General features: G+C 68.2%; 19 protein-coding genes. All 19 read right to left on the reverse strand.

All coding sequences use genetic code 11. From position 1 onward, the window contains the following. From ATO3_RS02605 to ATO3_RS02695, 19 genes are read right to left on the reverse strand one after another with little or no spacing between them, the layout of a single operon-like run. Entirely contained in the window at positions 1 to 2,559 is a 2,559-nt protein-coding gene (locus tag ATO3_RS02605; protein ID WP_088648223.1) for a hypothetical protein, read from the reverse strand. A gap of 13 nt (positions 2,560 to 2,572) precedes the next feature. Continuing rightward, on the reverse strand, positions 2,573 to 4,690 hold the full coding sequence (locus ATO3_RS02610; RefSeq protein WP_088648224.1) for a phage tail protein: 2,118 nt from the start codon (positions 4,688 to 4,690) through the stop codon (positions 2,573 to 2,575). Then, positions 4,680 to 5,120, reverse strand: a complete 441-nt coding sequence (locus tag ATO3_RS02615; RefSeq protein WP_233152007.1) for a DUF6950 family protein — start codon at positions 5,118 to 5,120, stop codon at positions 4,680 to 4,682. Before ATO3_RS02615 ends, ATO3_RS02610 begins: the two co-directional genes overlap by 11 nt. Then, positions 5,117 to 5,704 (reverse strand): hypothetical protein, encoded by a 588-nt coding sequence (locus ATO3_RS02620; protein ID WP_088648225.1) that lies wholly within the window; start codon positions 5,702 to 5,704, stop codon positions 5,117 to 5,119. Before ATO3_RS02620 ends, ATO3_RS02615 begins: the two co-directional genes overlap by 4 nt. Beyond that, complete coding sequence (locus ATO3_RS02625; RefSeq protein WP_088648226.1) at positions 5,701 to 6,381, reverse strand: hypothetical protein; 681 nt, start codon at positions 6,379 to 6,381, stop codon at positions 5,701 to 5,703. Before ATO3_RS02625 ends, ATO3_RS02620 begins: the two co-directional genes overlap by 4 nt. After that, positions 6,378 to 8,672, reverse strand: a complete 2,295-nt coding sequence (locus tag ATO3_RS02630) for a hypothetical protein (protein WP_088648227.1) — start codon at positions 8,670 to 8,672, stop codon at positions 6,378 to 6,380. Before ATO3_RS02630 ends, ATO3_RS02625 begins: the two co-directional genes overlap by 4 nt. 21 nt (positions 8,673 to 8,693) lie before the next feature. Further along, complete coding sequence (locus ATO3_RS02635) at positions 8,694 to 8,963, reverse strand: hypothetical protein (RefSeq protein WP_088648228.1); 270 nt, start codon at positions 8,961 to 8,963, stop codon at positions 8,694 to 8,696. A gap of 44 nt (positions 8,964 to 9,007) precedes the next feature. Beyond that, positions 9,008 to 9,328 (reverse strand): GTA-gp10 family protein, encoded by a 321-nt coding sequence (locus ATO3_RS02640; RefSeq protein ID WP_088648229.1) that lies wholly within the window; start codon positions 9,326 to 9,328, stop codon positions 9,008 to 9,010. Positions 9,329 to 9,330: 2 nt separating this feature from the next. Then, the gene (locus ATO3_RS02645; RefSeq protein ID WP_088648230.1) at positions 9,331 to 9,744 is read right to left on the reverse strand and encodes a phage tail tube protein; all 414 of its coding nucleotides are present in this window, start codon (positions 9,742 to 9,744) and stop codon (positions 9,331 to 9,333) included. 3 nt (positions 9,745 to 9,747) lie between these two features. Then, positions 9,748 to 10,131 carry a DUF3168 domain-containing protein gene (locus tag ATO3_RS02650; RefSeq protein ID WP_088648231.1) on the reverse strand — a complete coding sequence of 128 codons (384 nt, stop codon included), beginning with the start codon at positions 10,129 to 10,131 and terminating at the stop codon, positions 9,748 to 9,750. A gap of 1 nt (position 10,132) precedes the next feature. Further along, entirely contained in the window at positions 10,133 to 10,597 is a 465-nt protein-coding gene (locus ATO3_RS02655) for an HK97-gp10 family putative phage morphogenesis protein (protein WP_088648232.1), read from the reverse strand. Next, positions 10,594 to 10,938 carry a phage head completion protein gene (locus tag ATO3_RS02660; protein ID WP_088648233.1) on the reverse strand — a complete coding sequence of 115 codons (345 nt, stop codon included), beginning with the start codon at positions 10,936 to 10,938 and terminating at the stop codon, positions 10,594 to 10,596. Before ATO3_RS02660 ends, ATO3_RS02655 begins: the two co-directional genes overlap by 4 nt. After that, entirely contained in the window at positions 10,938 to 11,210 is a 273-nt protein-coding gene (locus tag ATO3_RS02665) for a head-tail connector protein (RefSeq protein WP_088648234.1), read from the reverse strand. The genes ATO3_RS02660 and ATO3_RS02665 overlap by 1 nt, the downstream gene beginning before the upstream one ends. Beyond that, positions 11,207 to 11,638: a hypothetical protein gene (locus ATO3_RS28960; protein ID WP_088648235.1), complete on the reverse strand. Its 432-nt coding sequence runs from the start codon at positions 11,636 to 11,638 to the stop codon at positions 11,207 to 11,209. The genes ATO3_RS02665 and ATO3_RS28960 overlap by 4 nt, the downstream gene beginning before the upstream one ends. Before the next feature lie 58 nt (positions 11,639 to 11,696). After that, on the reverse strand, positions 11,697 to 13,025 hold the full coding sequence (locus tag ATO3_RS02675) for a phage major capsid protein (RefSeq protein ID WP_088648236.1): 1,329 nt from the start codon (positions 13,023 to 13,025) through the stop codon (positions 11,697 to 11,699). 10 nt (positions 13,026 to 13,035) lie between these two features. Continuing rightward, positions 13,036 to 13,899, reverse strand: coding sequence for a head maturation protease, ClpP-related (locus tag ATO3_RS02680; protein WP_088648237.1), 864 nt, complete (start codon positions 13,897 to 13,899; stop codon positions 13,036 to 13,038). Further along, a complete protein-coding gene (locus tag ATO3_RS02685) occupies positions 13,896 to 15,125 on the reverse strand; it encodes a phage portal protein (protein WP_088648238.1) in 1,230 nt (409 codons plus the stop codon). Before ATO3_RS02685 ends, ATO3_RS02680 begins: the two co-directional genes overlap by 4 nt. Further along, positions 15,125 to 16,852: a terminase large subunit gene (locus ATO3_RS02690; protein ID WP_088648239.1), complete on the reverse strand. Its 1,728-nt coding sequence runs from the start codon at positions 16,850 to 16,852 to the stop codon at positions 15,125 to 15,127. Before ATO3_RS02690 ends, ATO3_RS02685 begins: the two co-directional genes overlap by 1 nt. After that, a complete protein-coding gene (locus ATO3_RS02695; protein ID WP_088648240.1) occupies positions 16,849 to 17,340 on the reverse strand; it encodes a helix-turn-helix transcriptional regulator in 492 nt (163 codons plus the stop codon). Before ATO3_RS02695 ends, ATO3_RS02690 begins: the two co-directional genes overlap by 4 nt. Positions 17,341 to 17,369 lie beyond the last annotated feature (29 nt).

The following is a 17,369-nucleotide window of genomic DNA, read 5'->3' on the forward strand; positions in this document are numbered from 1 at the left end:
TTACCAGCTCCATTCTGTCAGAGATTGCGCCATCGCGGCCGCGAGGCGCGCGCCGCCGGTCGCGTTGAGATGCGTCCGGTCCCAGGAAAACCATTGCCAGACCCCGCCGACCCTGATCGCCAGGCTGCCGAGATCCGTTTGGGATGATCCATCGGTGCGGATGTAATAGTCACCATCCGCCCCGCCGGTCGGCAGCGCGGCCCCGGTGCGCGTGCCGCGAAAGGTCATGTCGCCCGCATCCATCGGCAATGTGCTGTCCTTGAACCACGAAAGCGGCAGGATCCCGTAGGCCTCCGCGACCTCGGCCTCGGTCTTCCCCGGAAAATGCACGCTCGGTTCAGCCTGCATCTCGGCATCCCCCACCGCCGCCGCCTGCAGGATCGCCCAGACATTGAACCAGCGGCCCCCGAACATCCGGTCATACTCGGCATGCAGCGCCGCAAGTACGCTCGACCCGTCAAACTGATCCTCCTGCTGGGGACAGATCAGGCGGCCTCCGGTGTACTCGGTAAAGTTGCGCTGCCCGCAGATACCCATGGGGGCGAAGCGAAGATCCCTGGCGCCGGCCATTGCAGAGACCTGCAGAGTCGCCTCGATGATCTGGCTCCAGTTCGAGCTTCCCACGCTGGGCGGCTGGTTGTTCTGACCATGCCACATGAACAGCGTGTCGCCGGCATAGAGGTCTCCATTGGTGATCGCGTAGTCGATCATCCCACGCACCTGGCGCGACGTTGACCCGCCATAACTCTGCTCGACAACCGTCCGCCCGGGAAATTCCGCCGACAGGTTCTCGAAGAGCTGGGCTTGCCCCGGCATACTGTCTCCGATGACGCGGATGTTGCGCGTCGGTGCCCGCTGCGATCGCTCCTGATCAGCCCGCAGGGTCAGGCCCACGATCGCGGCGCTCTTGTCGGCGCGCCGGACCTCCCATTCATCGGCCGAGGCCGCGCAGCGCAGCGCCATGCTTGCCCCGTCCCCACAGGTTGCGATCGGCTCGGTCGGCACGTGTATCCAGGCCCCATCCTCGCGCAGAAGCATGTCGCCCGCGGCAAATGTGAAGGTCGCGGTGCCCGGGCTGTCGGCCTGGTACACTTCGCCGTCGACAGGCGCGGCCGGAAGCCCGGAACCGGGCGAGAACTCGCCGCGATAGACGAGACCGGCGGCCTGCATCCACCGCTCATATTGCCAGCCCCCGCCGCCGGTCTGCCGGCCGTGATAGACAATCGCGTCCCCAGGCGAGACCCGGATCCCCTCGAACCGGCCGAAGCCCGTCACCCGCCACCAGTCGCCCTCGTCGCGCGCGCCGAAGGTGCCGGGCGCCGGCTGGATATGCCAGGCGCCGCCGTCATACACGAGGAGATCGCCCACCCGCATGCCCGCATGTGTCCCGGTCGAGACCGCGCCAGATCCGTTGACGTATTGGTAATAATCCCCGTCCGTGTAAGGCGCGCCGCTGCTCGGATTGCCCACAGACGGCCCGGAGATCTGGCCACGCAGATAGCGCGACGGATAGGCCCCCGGATCGAACGCGCCCGCATAGCCCGTGCCCTGCAACAGAAGGCCGGTTGCCTTGCGGACCTCAAGCGCCTGCCCCGATCCGTTCACGCCGCGCAGCAGGCGCACCGGCAGATCCGGGAAGGCTTGCCAGCACGACCCGTCCCGCGGGCGCGTGGTCAGCGCCACCGGCGCCGCCGCGGATCGCCAGCGTCCGGGGCGCACCGGCACCCGGTCGGCCGTGTTGGGCAGGATCTCCGCTGCGGCACTGTCGGTAAGGTTCGACACCCCGACAACCTGGCCGTTCAGCTGTTCGAGGTTAAGGATCACGCCGCCCGCATCCGTGATCAGGATCGGGAAATACCCCGGAAAAGCATCGCCCACGCCCCAGCGGTATCCACTGCCCTCGGGGAGCGCCTGCGGCAGCAGCGCCGTGACCTCCGTCGCCAGCGTGCCCAGCGTCACCGCCTCGGCCGGAACCGTGAGCGACGGGATCTCGACCGCGCCATCCACGGTCACCAGGAGCGGGAAATACCCCGGGAAGGCATCGCCGAGCCCCCAGACATAACCGCTTTCCGGCGGGATGGACTGAAACCGGAGCTCATATTGCGCGGTATCGAGCTTGGCCGCATCCGCCGCGATCCGCGCCGTCTCCTCGGCCTCGAGCTCGGCCTGATCGACCTTGACCTCAAGCTCGGTCCGATCCGCCTTGGCCGAAAGCCCGGTGCCGCCGATCCGCACCCACCGGCCCCATGCGGCATTCCAGGAATAGCGCCCCGCGTTGAGCCTCTGACCGCCGTTGTAGCCGGTCGCCGTCGCGGCGCCATGGGTGCCCGTGTCGCTGTCCAGCACCTCGCCCCCGGCGCCGTCGATCTCCGGCGTGATCGCCAGCAGATCGGACCAGGTCGCGGCCCAGACCACATCTGAGGTGACCTGCGCCTCGACCCCGTTGACTGCGGCGATCACCTGCTCCTGAAACTCCGCGATCACCGTGCGATCGGGCTGGTGCAACGGGCTGTCCCCGATCCAGACCTCACGCGCCGTTCGTGTCGTGCTGACCGGCATGTTCGTTCTCTCCTTACTCTTCCGGGACCAGGATCGGACCCGCCGCCACCGGCGCGCCGATTGATCCGTCGAATGCGATCGGCCGCAGCCAATAATAAGCCGTGCCCGACGCCACTGAGGCCGACACGTCATAAGCGGCCAGCGTCTGCACCGGGATGTTGCCGCCGACCTGAACCGCCGTGCCGAAATCGTTCGCGACCGCCCGCCAGACCGTCACGACCACCGTGTTGGCACCCGCATTGCCCTGGAACCGCACCTGCCCCGGCTCACCCGTCGCCGAGGAGATCGAAAAGGCCCCTGTCGGCGCGCCGGAGACCGTGACCTCGATCGGAACCGCGGGCGCCCAGGCGCTGACCTTGTCCGTGCCTTCGAGCCCCGAGAAATTGCGCACCTGCACCGCGTAGGTCGCGCCGACCTCGCACCCGGTGATCTCGTAGGACTCGCGCGCCGCAACCGAACGCCCGACCGCGATGATCTCCTCGAAGCCATCCGAGAGGCGCTGAAGGCGGATCTGCTGCGAATAGACCGCGTCGGCCGCGTCCCAGCCGACCAGGATCCGCCCCGCGCTGGGGCTTGAGGCCGCGACATTTGCGATCGCGGCCGTTGCATAGCCGCCGACCACCGCCTCGGCCGAGACCGCCGGGCGTTCCGGCTCCTGCGATCCTGCGTCAAAGTCCCAATCGGTCGCGGCCACCGAATTGGCCGTGACCGAGAAGGTATCCACCCCGACCCGCTCGAGCTTGCCGATCTCGAACGGCCCGTCGATCCCCAGCTCGGCATGCGAGAAGCGGAAGAACCGATGGCCGAGGAGCTCATAGCCCACCGCCCCGATCGTGCCGGAAAGCTGCCAGGCCGGCCGCTTGACCCGGCCGAGCCTTGCGGCGATCCGGATCGCCTGATTGTGCCACTTGATCCCGTGCAGCTGCGGCGTGTCCCGCACCCGCCGGCCCTCTGCCGTGACCGTCCAGACGCCCGTCGACCATTCGCGCCAGGCGTTTGCCGGCTCGACATATTCCGGCACGATCTCGGTCGGCGCGTCGCTGCCGGTCTGCCCGCCGACCAGCTCCACCGCCTCGAAATCCCCATCGGCGAGCGTCACCCCGGGCGCCATGTAGCGCCCGACATAAAACCCCACGGTGCCGTCCGCCGCCTCGTAGAGGAAGGCATCGCAGGCCCCGCAAAGCTGCGCGCGCTGCGTCTCGAAATCCTGGTCATCCGACAGGATCCCGTCGAAGCACCAGCGCGGCCCGGTGACGCCGTAGCGATCCGTGACCTCTTCGTCGCAAACATCGGCCTCGACCGCGACCAGGTCCCAATTGACCGATTGCCCCATGCGCTCGGTCAGCCACCAGGCGAGGATCAGCGCGGCATTCGACGTGAACCCGTAGCTGTCCGATCGCGGGTCATAGATCCGCGCATGCCCGTCGAGCACGGGGGCATAAGCCCATTGCCGCCCGCCGGGATAGACCTCGGAGAACCGCTCCGGCGGCACCTTCTTGGCGCGGATCACCGCCCCCGCCAGCCCCGCGAAATCATGGGCCGCCGCAATTTGCCCCGGGAACTCCGCCAGCAGATCGGCATTTGCCGCCTGACCGGCCGCGCCGAGGAAGGCCGACACCTTGGCCGTGTCGCCGATCGGATCCGTGGTCACGAGATCCGCGCCGTCGATCTCGACGGGGCGCTCGTCCAGGTAATGTTGCGCGATCCCCGCGATCTCATGCGCGGCGAGGATCGGCACGTAATAGCGATAGGTGCCTGCCGCCCCGGTGAAGCCGATCGGCCCGCCCTTGCGCACCCGGCCGAGCGCCCATTCCGCATAGGCCACGCCTTGCGCGAAATTGACCATCCGCGCGGACGGCTTGGGCAGATCGGGGCGCGGCGTGAGCGCCTGCGCGATCATCGAGAGCCCCACGCCCACCACCGTCTTGACCACGATCGCGCCAAGCGCGGTGCCCGCGAAGGCGCCGCCTGCCACAACGCCCGCGGCATAAGCCGCCCCCGCCGTGGCCGCCGCCGTGCCGCCAAGCGCGCCGATGATGAAACCGGCCGCCTGCGGCATCGCCTCGGCCGGGGCGGGGCGCACGATCGCGGTGGAGCCCAGCAGAAGGGCGATCGCAATCCTACGCCGCATAGCCGACCCCCCAGGCCGCCAGCACCCGCACCCGACCGGGTGCCGTGAAGGTCACCCCGTCGCGCCCCTTGCTGGCCCATTGCGTGCCCGTCCAGAGCCCCCCGAAGGGCCAGCGCGAGCCGGGCCGCAGGTAAACCCCCACGTCGCCGCGCGCCGGCGCCGCGACCCGCGGCAGGCCGCCGATAGTCTGGCCGCACCGATCGAGCGCGGCCACGGGATCCGACAGGAAGCGCGTCAGGCGCTCGCAGTCTGCCGGCGTCTCGTAGAGCCCGCGCAGATGCGCCGCCGGATCCCGCCCCGTCACCCGCGCGATCCAGTCACCCAGGACCAGGCAACAATCCGTCTCCCCCCACACAAACGGCAGGACAGACCAGCGGTTGAGCTCCTGGTAGAGCGGCGACACCACCACGGGCGCAGGCTCGAGCGTCATTCCCAAAGCTTTTCCTCTTCAAAATCCGTGGTCGGGATCCATTCCAGCGAGGGATTTTCCTCGCCGATCAGCGCCGCATGCCCGGCGGTGTTGAGCGCGATCCGGGCGGCCGTGCGCCGGCCCTCCGACCAGGCCTCGAGCCCGATCGAGACCTCGCGCGAAACCGGCCCCTGCGCGGCCAGCGTGAGCGTGCGCATGGTCCGCGTGAGCCAGAGTTGCGGCGGATGCACCGGCGCATAGATCTCTTCGATCCGGGCCAGCGGCTGGACGTAGAACCGCGCGGCGCGCCCGGCCAGGTACTCCGGTCCCAGCGCGCGCAGCTCGGAAACCACGCTTGGCGCGTCGGGATCCTGGATGAAGGCGGCCGAGAGCGTGCCGGCCGGCGCCACCCCGTCGATCGCGCTTTCGAGCCCGCTCGCCGACAGGAGCTGAGACCCGTACCAGGTATTGCCGTTCACATCGGTAAACCGGCCATCCGCGCCCAGCATGAACCGCATGACGCCATCGGGCGTGTCGAGCTCGACAAGATCGATCAGCCCGATCGCGTCGCCGCGCGGGTCGAAGCCTTCGGGAAAGAAACTCATCGGTTCAGCGCCTCGCGCAGCGTGACCTCGGGCCGCGCGATCCGGCCAAGCCCGTAGGACATACGCGAGGCGTCATCCTCTTCGGCCTCGAAAAGCCCGGTGCCCACCAGGGCGATCGGATCGCCGGCCGCGATCGTCGCGCGCTGCATCCGCACGCCGATCCGGTAGCGGATCCCGCCGAGCGCCTCGACCGAGATCACCCCCATGGGCCAATCATCCGCCGAAAGGATCTGCCCCCGCACCGGCACAAGGGCCGGATCCGGGATCTCGACCACGATCGAGGAGGCGCCCGGCGCGGCCCCAGCGTCTGCCAGCGCCAGGGGCCCCGGCTCGTATCCCGTGCCATCGCCAAAGGTCGCCCCGTCCGAGAACGGGATCCCCGCGTTGACGAACGCGGCCGCAAGGGTCGCATTGCGATCGAAGAGGATCGGGTCGACCATGTAGAGGCGATAGAGCCCCCGCCGCCCCTCGGCCGCCCAATGGGTCGCCCGCCATTCCCCGGCAAAGGCGCCCGGCAGCGCGAGCGAGAACTGCCCGCGCCAGATCGGCGCGCGGTTATAGACGGTTTTGGTGTTGCCGTCGTTGCGCTCCGATCCCTGCCCGCGCCAGTCGATCCACCAATCCACCTGCGTCATGCGCATGAGCGCATAGGGCACCGTCACAACCGGCCGGCTCATGCCATCGTGCCCCGCTCGAAGAACTGGTTACTCATCACCCCATGCGCCCGCCGGGTCGCGTTCGCCGCCCCCGACACCATCGGCGCCGCCGTGCCGCGCGAGATATCCGCGACGCGCACGTCAAAATACGGGCTCGGGATCACCTCGAGCCGGGTCGCCCCACCGCCGCCCAGGCCGCCGAGCTTGTGGTTCGGGATCACCTGCGATCCCTTCGGCAGGTTGACCAGCTCGCGGCCCTGCTCACCGACCCAGGCCAGCCCGCCGGGCGCCGAGTTTGTGCCGTTGGCAAAGCCCGGGATCGCCCCGGTGATCGCCCCGCCCAGCGACATGGAGACCCCAGAGAAGAGCGCCGATCCGACCTGATTGAAGAGAATGCCGGCCAGGTTGTCGAAGACCGACGCCAGCCCCTCGCCGAGGCTTTTTCCGCCCTTGAGAATATCGCTGAATGCGCCGGTGAAACTCTGATTGATCGCCTGGCTCGCCGACTTGGCGCGCTGTTCGGTCTCCGAGAGCGCATCCCCGGCCTCGCGCGCCGCCCGCGCGGCCCCGCCGCCGGATCCGCCGCCGCCATCGTCCAGAGCATCCCCAAGCCGATCCGCCGCCGCCGCGGCCCCGTCGGTCTCATCCGCAGCACCGGCCATCACCTTGCGCAAGGCCGAAAGCCCCGCGAGAGGAGAGGTTGCCAGCCGCCGCAGCGCGCCGGTCGCAAGATCCGCATCGGCCGCCGCCTGGCGCGCCGCAGCGGCCGAGGCATCCAGCCCGGACGTGTCGGGCGCGTCGAACGTGTCGGTATTGAACCCCCGGGCGAAGGCCTCGCGCGCCGCCTTGCCGGCATCTTCGGCCGCACCCGCGAAGGGGTTGGCGATGTTGTCGAGGCTGAACGGATCGACCGTGCCGATCTGGATCGTCTCGCCCTGCGTCGCCCATCTGGGAAGCCGGGCAAGCGCCGCGTTCAGGCGCGTGATGAAGGTATTGATCCGGCCCACCACCGCGTTGAGCATCGTCTCGACGCCACCGATCAGGCTTTGCGCCGCCTGATAGGCGAGATCGCCGATCGCCCGCGGCAGCGCGCCCCAGATCTCGCGGATCGCCTCGAAGGCGCCGCGGAACACCCCCACCGCGCGGTTGCCGAAATCCACCACACCCCCGAGCGTGGCCCCGATCGCGTCGATGGCGGCCGCCCGGACCCGCTGCCAGGTCGCCCCGATCGCGCTGCCCGCCGCCCCGAAGGCCAGGCCGATCCGGTCGCCGAGCTCGGCCGCAAGATCCCCGACAAGCCCCATGGCCTCGCCGAACCCACCAGCCGCCGAGACCAGGCGCGTGAACTGAAACACCGCCTCGCCGATCGCCACGACGACAAGCCCGATCCCGGATCGGATCAGCGCCCCGCGCAGCACCGCAAGAGCCCCCGACAGGGACAGGGTTGCCAGCCTGGCCGCGACCAGGGCGCCGACATAGCGCACCCCGAAGGCCGTCGCCGCCGTTGCGACGTAGGTTCCGAGCCGCTGGATATTGCCCGCGATCGCGTCGATCACTGCGCGCAGCGCGCCCCCCTCGCGCAGCGAGTCCGTCATCGCCTGCGCCATCCGCCCGAAGGCAGGAACAAGGGTCAAGGCCAGTTGCTGCCCGGCGTATTGCGAGATCAGGCCGAGCCGCGCAATCCTGTCGTTGGCGGTCTCGATCTCGGCCGCGTCGGTCGCACTCAGCGCAAGGCCGTAATCCTCGATCTCAGAGCGTGCGGCGCGGATCGCGTCGCCGCCCTGTATCATCAAGAGCGCCATTTCGCGATTGCGCACGCCGAGATCCCGCAGAACGGCCGTCGCTTCGCCCGCCGACAGGCCAAGCGCATTGATCCGGTCGGCGATCGTCGCCACCTTCTCGTCCGCATCCAGCCCCGCGAGCTCTTCGGCCGACAGACCAAGCCGCTCGAGCGCCCGGCCCGCGTTCCCGCTTGTCCCGATATTGGCAATCTCGCGGTTCATGGTCTGAACATCGTTCGTCAGACCCGACAGGGAGACACCAGCCTCGCCCGCCGCGAGCTCGAGCGCGCGGAAAGCGCCGATCGAGGCATCGAGGCGCCGGGCGGATTTGGCGGCCCGGTCGATCTCCCGCGCCCCTGCCATCGCGGCGGCCGAGATCGCGGTGCCGAACGCCGCGGCCGCAGCAGAGACCCGAAGGAACTGCGCCCGCATGGCGCGCAGTTGCGGCGAAACCCGTTTCACGCCCTTTTGAAACTGCGCGCTGTCGAGCCCGAGATTGACCCGCAGCGCGCCGATCACCGAAGATGCCATCCTGTCCCCTTCCCGACCCCGTCACGCGGCCGGCTTGGCGCCCCATTGGGCGGCCATCACGTCGAACATTGTCTGAAGATCCGCGGCGGATTGCGGCCCGCGGTCACCGCCGCCGAGGAAGGCCCTGAAGCTCGGGAGCTTCTCTTGCCGATGCAGCGCCTCGGCATGCCAGGCAAGCCAGGCGCGCCCGTCCTGCTCCGCCTTGATCCGGTCCCGCGCGCCCATCATGTGCGCGTGGTATTCGCGCAAGGTGAGCGCCCAGAAGAGCGCCGGATCGAGCCCGGCCGCCACATAGGCCCGCAGCAGGTCGAAGACCCGCAGCGGCCCGCGGTCCTCTACTTTCCCGGCGCGGCCTCGATCTCGCCAGCCTGCGGCGCGGCCGCCAGGAACAGCCGCCCCACAAGCTCGGGATCTTCCGACAGGATATCCCCGGCGAGGCGCCGATCGGCATCGGCGTGGTGCCGCGCCATGGCGCAATGCACCATCGTGATCAGATCGCGCACCCGCGCATCGCCGCTTTCGGCCTTTTCCGCCCATTCGATCGCGGCCTTGCCGGTCTGGTCCTCGAAATCCGCCATCGCGTTGAGATCCATCCGCAGCGTGTAGGCCACGCCGTCGAGCGTGACCACGATCTCGCCCCTGAAACGCTCCGCCATGATCAGGCCGCCGCCAGGAGGGTGGGTTTCACGGTCGGGCGAACCGTGACCGTCGCGGACATCTTGCCGTTGGTCAGCTCGCCCGGCTCATAGGACAGGAAGAACCCGGAAAACTGCATCCGAACCCCGTTCGGCGCCGTGATCTGGTAATTGCCGCCGCCGGCGAAGATCTCGTCAACCATGGCGTCGCTTTCACTCGGCACCCAATTGAGATCAAATTCCACCGGCGTCAGCTCCATCAGCGCCGGAATGAATTCCTTGATCATGTCGGGGCTCTGCAGATGCGTCGCATCCTCCTCTTCGCGCGTGTAGCCCACCGGCTTGATCCGCGTGACCTCGGCCACGTTGACATATGTGCCCGGTGTCTCCCCTTCGATCCCGAAGTCGGATCCGTAGCCGATATCTGCATTGCTCATGCTTCACCCTTTCCAGTTGGTGACAAAATCCACAGACGCCCGCCACGGGCGCTGCGCTTCATTCGTTCCGCCCTGGCGATCCATTCGCCGGCCGTCCTCGAAAATCCCCCGGAACCCGCCGCCGGCATAGCCGTGCAGGAGGCCCGTCACAGCGCGTCGCAGCGCCATCGCCTCGCCCGGCTCGGGCGCCCAAGCGTCCACCTGCACCCGGCAGATCTCAAGCCCGTCCCCGCCCTTGAGCGTCGCCCCCTCGCCGCCGCCGATCAAATGCAGCACCACCGCCGGCAACGGCCGGCCTTGCGGCCGTGCCCCCCAATGGACGCCGCCGATCGCCAGGGCCGACACCGCCGGCGCGCCTCGCAGGAGCGCGCGCAATTCATCTTCCATGTCAGCTCCTCGCAGCCCGCTTCGCCGCCCGCGCCTCGGCCCGCGCGACGGATTTCGACACTTCGGCCCAGAGCTCTACCCGGAGCCGATCGAGCATCGCCGCGCGGTCGCTGTCCCAGGCCGGCCGCGCCCAGGGCTGCGGCGGATGGTGGATCGTGCCGAACTCCTGCAGATGCGCCTCGGGCAGCGGCCCGGCGCCGACGAACATCTCGACCGAGGCCTTGTCATCCCGCACCGTCTTGCGGTGCAGACCCCGTTGCCGCTTCGAGAGCTTGGTGGAAACCGCAATCGACTCGACCAGATCCGGGCTGTCGTCACGCGGCGCGTTCACGCGCATCTTCTCCGCCAGCGGCTCGGCCGCCTTCCGGAGCGACCGCCGCAGGGCCCCCTTGCCCGCGGCCCGGCTCAGTTTGTCGAGCTCGCGCTCGAGCTCCGAAAAGCCCGTGAGCTTCATGGTGACGCTCATTCCAGGTCGATCCTTGCCACCGTGGAGATCTCGAAAAACCGCAGATCATCCGAGATCTCGCGCTTGCCCGTGATCTCGTATTCGACACCCCGACAGGTCAGCCGATCTTTCGGCGTGATCGCCTCGGTCACCTCATTTCGGCGGAATTGAAACCGCGCCGAGATCGAGGCGCTCACCTCGGCCGCTTTCCAGGCCTCCGCATCGCTCGCGTCGATCTTGCGCGCGCGCTGCGCCGCCCCGAAATCCTCGAAGGTCTCGACCTCCGAGATCCCGTCATCGGTCAGGAGCGGCCGGCGAAACTGCACGACCTCGATCATCTGCCCCGGCTTCGGCCCCGGCATCAGCTCAGATCCCGGTAAGGTTTGAGCATGTCGCGCACGCCATCGGAGACCGGCGCCTCGCGCTCGCGATACCACGACGCGACCAGGAGCTTGACTGCCTGGCAGCACGGTTCGGGCCAGGCGCCCGGAAACTCCGCGTCGAGATCCCGGCGGGTGTACTTCTGCACGAACTCCTCGGCCACCTTGTGCAGGTCCGCGAGAAGCTGGTCATCCGCCGAGAAATCGACCGCCTGGCAATACCGCTTGATATCGGCAAGCGCGAGCTGGCTCACTGGTCAGCAGCCCCGGCCTTGCCGGCCTTTGCCTTGTCGGCCGCCGCCTTGTCCGCCGCCGCCTTCTCCGCCGCTGCCTTGTCCGCCGCCGCCTTCTCCGCCGCTGCCTTGTCCGACGCCGCCTTGTCGGTAGCCCCGACCGCGGCGGCCTCTTCGACCTCCTGCGCCAGGATCGCCGCCCGTTCCAGGATCGGGATCGGCATGCCGGTCTTTTCGACCTCGCCGGCCGCAAGCGCCCGGGTCAGCGCGTCTAGGTCGGCCGCGTCCTTCTCGAGCTCGGCTTTCGTGACCTTCACCGCAAATTTGCGCTGGATCAGCGTTCCGGAGACATCCTTGTGCGCCGGGTTCTTCGGATCGAACAGATAGACAACGCCCATCTGCAGCCGGCCGAGCCGGGTCTTCTGTGTCCGCTTGAGTTTCAGGAGCATGATCTGCCCTCCGTGTCATGGGATGGATCACGGGCGGCCAAAGCCGCCCGCGTCAGGATCAGACGAAAGTGAAATCGCCCGTCACGAGAGCCGCGCCGCGCTTGACCGCCATGGCGAGCCGCTTGGTCGCCTTCATGGTCTTCATGCCGTCGACAAAGTTGGTGCCGTGTTCGCTCGAGATCAGCACCTCGGCCGCCATGCGGTCATAAAGCGTCGCCGCCATCATGAAGTTGCCGACCATCCACTCGCCCGCGGAATGCGAGGCCGTGGGCACCACGTCCGCGCCCCAGAGCATCGGCGAGCTCGACACGTTCGGATCGCCGAAGACATAGCGGCCCGTCGTGTCCTTCAGCAGCTCGATCGCCGCCCAGTCGGTCGGGTTCAGCGTGATCCCGGTGGTCGCGTAATTCGCCAGCGCCAGTTGCAGCATGCCCAGGCGCAGACGGTCGATCCGGGTCGCATCGGGCAGGCCCGCCGCCGCCGAGAAGGCGGTAGCCTCGGTGATCAGGCCCGAGAGATTGGTGCCCGTGCCGTCGCCGGCCAGGATCTGCGCCTCTTCCTCGAGATCGAGGCCATAGCGCATTTCCCCGTCGATCGCCGCCTCGAGCTGGCCGCTGTCGGCCAGCGCCTCGTCCGAGATATGCGTCACGTGGCTGATCTTGCGCACGTTGGCCTCGGCCTGTTCCCAGCCATAGGAGCTTTCCGGCGCCGCGCCCTCCTCCGCCACGATCGCCGCCGCGTTGGTGCGGGTCACCTGCCGGGCGAACTTCACCACGTCGCTTTCCGTGGTCGCCTGCATCAGCAGCGCGCGGATCGGCAGGCGCTGGCGCGCCATGTTCGCGGGCGTGCGGTCCTCGGTCGGCCAGATCAGGCCGCCGCCGGAGCCGGCCGCCGTGGTGATCGCCGCTTTCGGCTTGAGCGACAGGTTGCCGTTCAGGCCGCCCGACACCCAGGCCTTGAGCTCATCGGAGCCGGCCAGCTCCTGGCCCACGGTCTGCACCTGCGACCCGCCGCCCCGGCCGCCGGCGGCAACCGCCTGCTCAAGATCCAGATTGCGGGTTTCCAGCGCCTCGAGCTTGCCCTCGAGCTTGTTCAGCGCGCCCGACAGGCCGTTGAACTCGGCCAGCGCCTTGTCGGCCGTGGCCTTGGTCTCGGCGTTGAGATCCCCGGTTTCCTTGGCCTGCTTGAGCGCCTCGTCCGCCGTCTTCTGCACGCTGTCGGTCACCCGGCCGAGCTCGGATTTCACCTCCGCGAGGAGCTTCTCGACATTGCCTGCGGCCTCCATGCGCGGCGTGCCGATGACTGCGGCAGGCTTGCGGATCTGGCCCGACGCGGCCGCAGCAAGGATTGCGGCCGCCGAAGCGGCCGGTTTTGTCATGACATTCATGTGTGTGTCCTCAGATGGATTTTGCCAATTGCAGGAGCGATGCGAGCTCCTGCGTCACGTCGGCGGCGCCCGGCCGCTCGGATCCCGCATCGCCCGGATGCAGGTTTTCGGCAGCGCCAGGCATGCCGGATTTCAGGTCGCGCAGGATCTCGCGAGAGGCCGAATTGCTCAGGCCCGCGCGCCGCGCGAGAAGATCGAATTTCCGTTCCGCCCGGATCGCCGCCGAGGGCTCGCCCCCGCCGGTCTCGAGCATGTCAGATGCGAGGTAATCGTCGGCGAACCCCTGTTCGATCGCGGCCGTGCCGCCGATCCAGGTCTCGCGATCGAGCATTTCGGCAATCTCCGCCGGGTCACCGCCGGAGCGCGCGGCGTAGATCTCCGCCGCGGTTGCGTCGAAGGGCTCGAGCCAGTCGGCCACCTCGCGCATGGCGTGGCGATCACCGGCCGCCATGACCCATGTGTTGTGGATCATCAGGAAACCCGCCCGCGCGATCCGAACCTCATCGCCGGCCATGGCAATGACCGAGGCGGCCGAGGCGGCAATGCCCAGGATGTTGACCGTGACCGCGTGGCGGTGCTCGCGCAACAGGTTGTAGATCGCCAGCCCCTCGAAGAAATCACCGCCCGGCGAATTGACATTCACCGTCACCGGTCGGTCGCCGACCGATCGCAGCGCGGCCGAGATCCGGCGCGCGGTCACCCCGTCGCCCCACATGTCGGCGCCGATCGGATCGAGGATCGAGATCGTCGCCGCGTCATCCTCAACAGCCGCCCGCACATCCGGCGCCCACCGCTGCAGCGCCTTCGGAGAAATGTCACTCTGCACGCCCGGGCGCGCCGTTGCTGTCGCCTTCGGCAGGTCGCGAATTGTCATCCCTTGTCCCTTCCCAGCATGTCGATCGGCGCGGTCGCCACCTGCGCCCGGAGATCGTCGGCCGCGCCACCCCGGCGCGGCAGGTTGAGCTTGTCGCGGCTTTCGTCGCTGGACATGACACCGGCCGCGACCATGCGGGACAGGAAGTCCCCCTTGGCCCGGCTGTCCATTTGCAGCATCGCCTCGCGGTTCCACTCCACGAACCACTTGCCCCGCCGCTCCGGCGGGATCAGATCCTTCAGTACCCGCGTCTCATTGCGGCGCAGGATCGGATTGATCCCCGTGCGCAACCAGGCCAGCATGATCGCCTCGACCCCGGTCCCCCACATCGTCTGCCCCTGCCCCGCGTGGCCGATCACGACAGGGGGCGTGCCGAACCAGCGGCACACGTCTTCGACCCCGAACCGCCGCGTATCCAAAAGCTGCGCGTCTTCCGGGTTCAGCGACAGGGCCGAGTATTCGAGCCCGCTTTCCAGGACCATCGTCTTGCCGGCCTTGTTGCTGCCAACGAAGTCGGCAAGCATGTTTTGCAGCTGTCCGCGCTGATCCGGGTCAAGCTCCTGATCGGACTTCAAGAGGCCGGCCGGCATCATGCCGTTCGCGAAGACCTTCGAGGCCGTTACGTCCGCCGCCAGCGCCGCGCCGAGCGATTGCGTGCCGTACTTGATCGCCGACATGCCAAGGCCATCACCGCCGCCGAAGCCGCGCACGTGAAAGACCCGCTCAGGCGGCAGCACATGGCGGCCGCCGTCCTCGGTAAAGTGATAATCGAACTGGCCGTCATCGCGCCGCTTCGGCGTCACGTTGAAGATCGGCCGCAGGCCCACCAGGCGACGCCCGATCATCAGACGTTCCGCGTAGAAGTTGCCCCGCAACAGCAGATGCGCCGCGTTCGCTTCCCAGAACTCGAGCCCCGTCTGGCCCCGGTTCGGGCTTGTCGTCAGCACCTCCGCGAGATCCGGCTCGATCTTCTGCCGCGAGCCGTTCGACTGCTTTTCATAGACCGCGAGCGGCAAGGATCCGATCGCCTCGGAATTGCCCTTCACGCAGGCCCAGGCCGCCGAGAGCGTGAGCGCGGAATTGACCGAAACCGTCTGCCCAGAGTTGCTGGTGTAGCCCATCCCGTGCCACGCATTGGCGCTCGACACCACTTCCCAGCCGCTTTCGCCGGCCGCGAGCTCGGCCCGCACACCGCGCATGGCCGCCTTCATGAAGCGCACGACCATCAGAAGACCCCCACGGGCGCGGCCAGCATGCCCGACAGGCCCCGCCGCTTGACCGGCGCCGGGTTCAGGCTCATCAGGTACACCGCGTTGAAGGCCGCCATCAGCGGGTCAATCTTGCCGGCCCCGGAAACCGCTTTCGTCACAATCACCGCGTTTCCCCTCGGTTCCGTTTTTGCATTGCCGACGCACCAGGACATCAGCGGCTGGCCCCCGTGGGCCAGAGACCCGTCGAAGAGCTTGCGCTCGGTCCCCTTGATCGCGCCGTTCAGCTTGTAGCCCTGCGATACGCTGGCGAGCGTGTCGGCCGGGATCCCGGCGAGCTCGAGCCCATCCACGATTGCCGCCACCCCTTCCGGGTCCAGCCCGACCCCGCCGCGTTCCGGCAAGAGCCCCGCATCCTGCACCCGCTTGACCAGGGCGATCAGCTCCTCGATATCCTGCGTCGGCGTGGTGCAGATCGTCAGCGCATCCTCGCGCTCGAGGTCCCGGAGCTTTTCGGCGATCCCCTTGCGCCGCGTCAGCGCCACCTCGTGCACCCAGGCCGAACACCACAGGAGCCAGCGTTTTGTCACGCGGTCGCGGCCGAGGATCGCGAGCCCCAAAAGGTCATCCATCCCGCCGCCGTCCACCCCGATCGTGCAGACCTCCGCCCGCGCCAGGATCTCCTCGATATCAAGCGCCGGCTCGACCGCCTCGATCCAGTAGCTTGCCCCGATCCATCCGCCCTTGTGATGCCCGAGGCCGATTTGAATATTCAGATGCTGCGACGCCCACCGCGCCAGCTCATCCTCGCCGGTCTCGATCGCCTTGTGATACTCCGGCACCAGCCGCTCGACCGTGATCGACGCGCCCAGGTTCGGAAGCACCGCCGGCCAGAGCGCCGGGTCTTTCCAAGGCTGTTTCTTGTCCGCCTGCAGCGCCTCGGGAAACTCGTAGAGCACTGGCAACATGCGCACGTGATCCACGATATCGCCGTCCCGCACCCCGCGCGCATATTCCAGCTCGGCCTTGAACACCCCTTGCGGCGGGATCTCCGATTGCGTCGTGATGATCACCAGCAGCGATTGCGGGTTGGTGATCATGCCGCCCCGGATCTGCCCGATCACCCGCGTCGCGAAATGCCGCTCGGCCATCACGTGCAGCTCATCCAGGATCGCGAAGGCCGGAATGCCGCCCGTGGTCACCGCCGGATCGAAGGACGTGACCTTGCACTTGGCATTGAGCGGCCGGCCCGTGTCCGGATCCGGGTAGATGTCCGTGATCGTCTTCTTGTTCGTATCGACCTTGAACCGCTTGGTGAGCCAAGGATCCGCCTCGATCATCCCCTGCATCTGCCCGAAACAGGTATCGGCCACCGCCTGCGTCGGCCCGACCACGATCCCCCGAATGTTCGGCGTCGTGTTCATCTGCAGCGCGATAAGCCCGATGCAGGCCGCGAGCGTGGTTTTCGTGTTCTTCTTCGGCACCAGGCAGAAGATTTCCCCGACCCGGCGCGCGCCATCCGAGCCGACCGAGCCGAAGGCGGCGCGCACGATATCGCGCGCCCATTCCTCGGCCACGTCCCGCATGAGCGGCTGGCCCGGAATGTCCGGCACCACCAGCTTGTCGAAAAGCTCGACCGCGACCTCGGACAGGTCCGGATCGAGATCGAGCGGCGGGATCGGCGTTGCCCCGCGCTGCAGCTTTTCCCACCAGTCCGGGCAGGCCGCCCAGGACATATCGCTCATTGCGGCCGCGCCTTGCTGCGGATCCGATCGTAGAGATCGCCGTAATCAGCCGCCGGCTCCGCCGCGTCGGCGAGGCGCTGCTCTTTCTTGCCCATGGGCGCCGGCTTCTCGGCCCCGTCATCCGCCCCGCGCCCCTTGCCCGGCGCAGGCTGTGCCGCAACCCGATCGAGACGATCCTGCAGCGCACGCACGCTCGGCGTATGCCCCTCGCGCACCTTGCGCAGAAGAACGTCGAGGCAGATCCCTTCCATCATCAGCGCGCCGCCTGAGAGCTCACGGGAAAAATACTTGCGCAGGGTCTTCTCATCGCACCCCAGCGCCTCGGCAATGGCCGCCTGCGTCCACCCCGCCGCCGCGCGAACGGCAACAAAGTCTTGATTTTGCTTATCTTTCCTAAAGGTCGGGCGCCCGCGCCGATCGCGGATCGGCTCGATCGGATTGCCGAAGAGGTCAAATCCGTCTGCCGCGCCCGGATTTTCGCCAGCCATGGGAAAAAATCTCCGAGTGAGGGGGGCTC

The organism is Marinibacterium profundimaris (genome assembly GCF_002210095.1).
In the GTDB taxonomy this organism is placed as follows: Bacteria; Pseudomonadota; Alphaproteobacteria; order Rhodobacterales; family Rhodobacteraceae; genus Marinibacterium; species Marinibacterium profundimaris.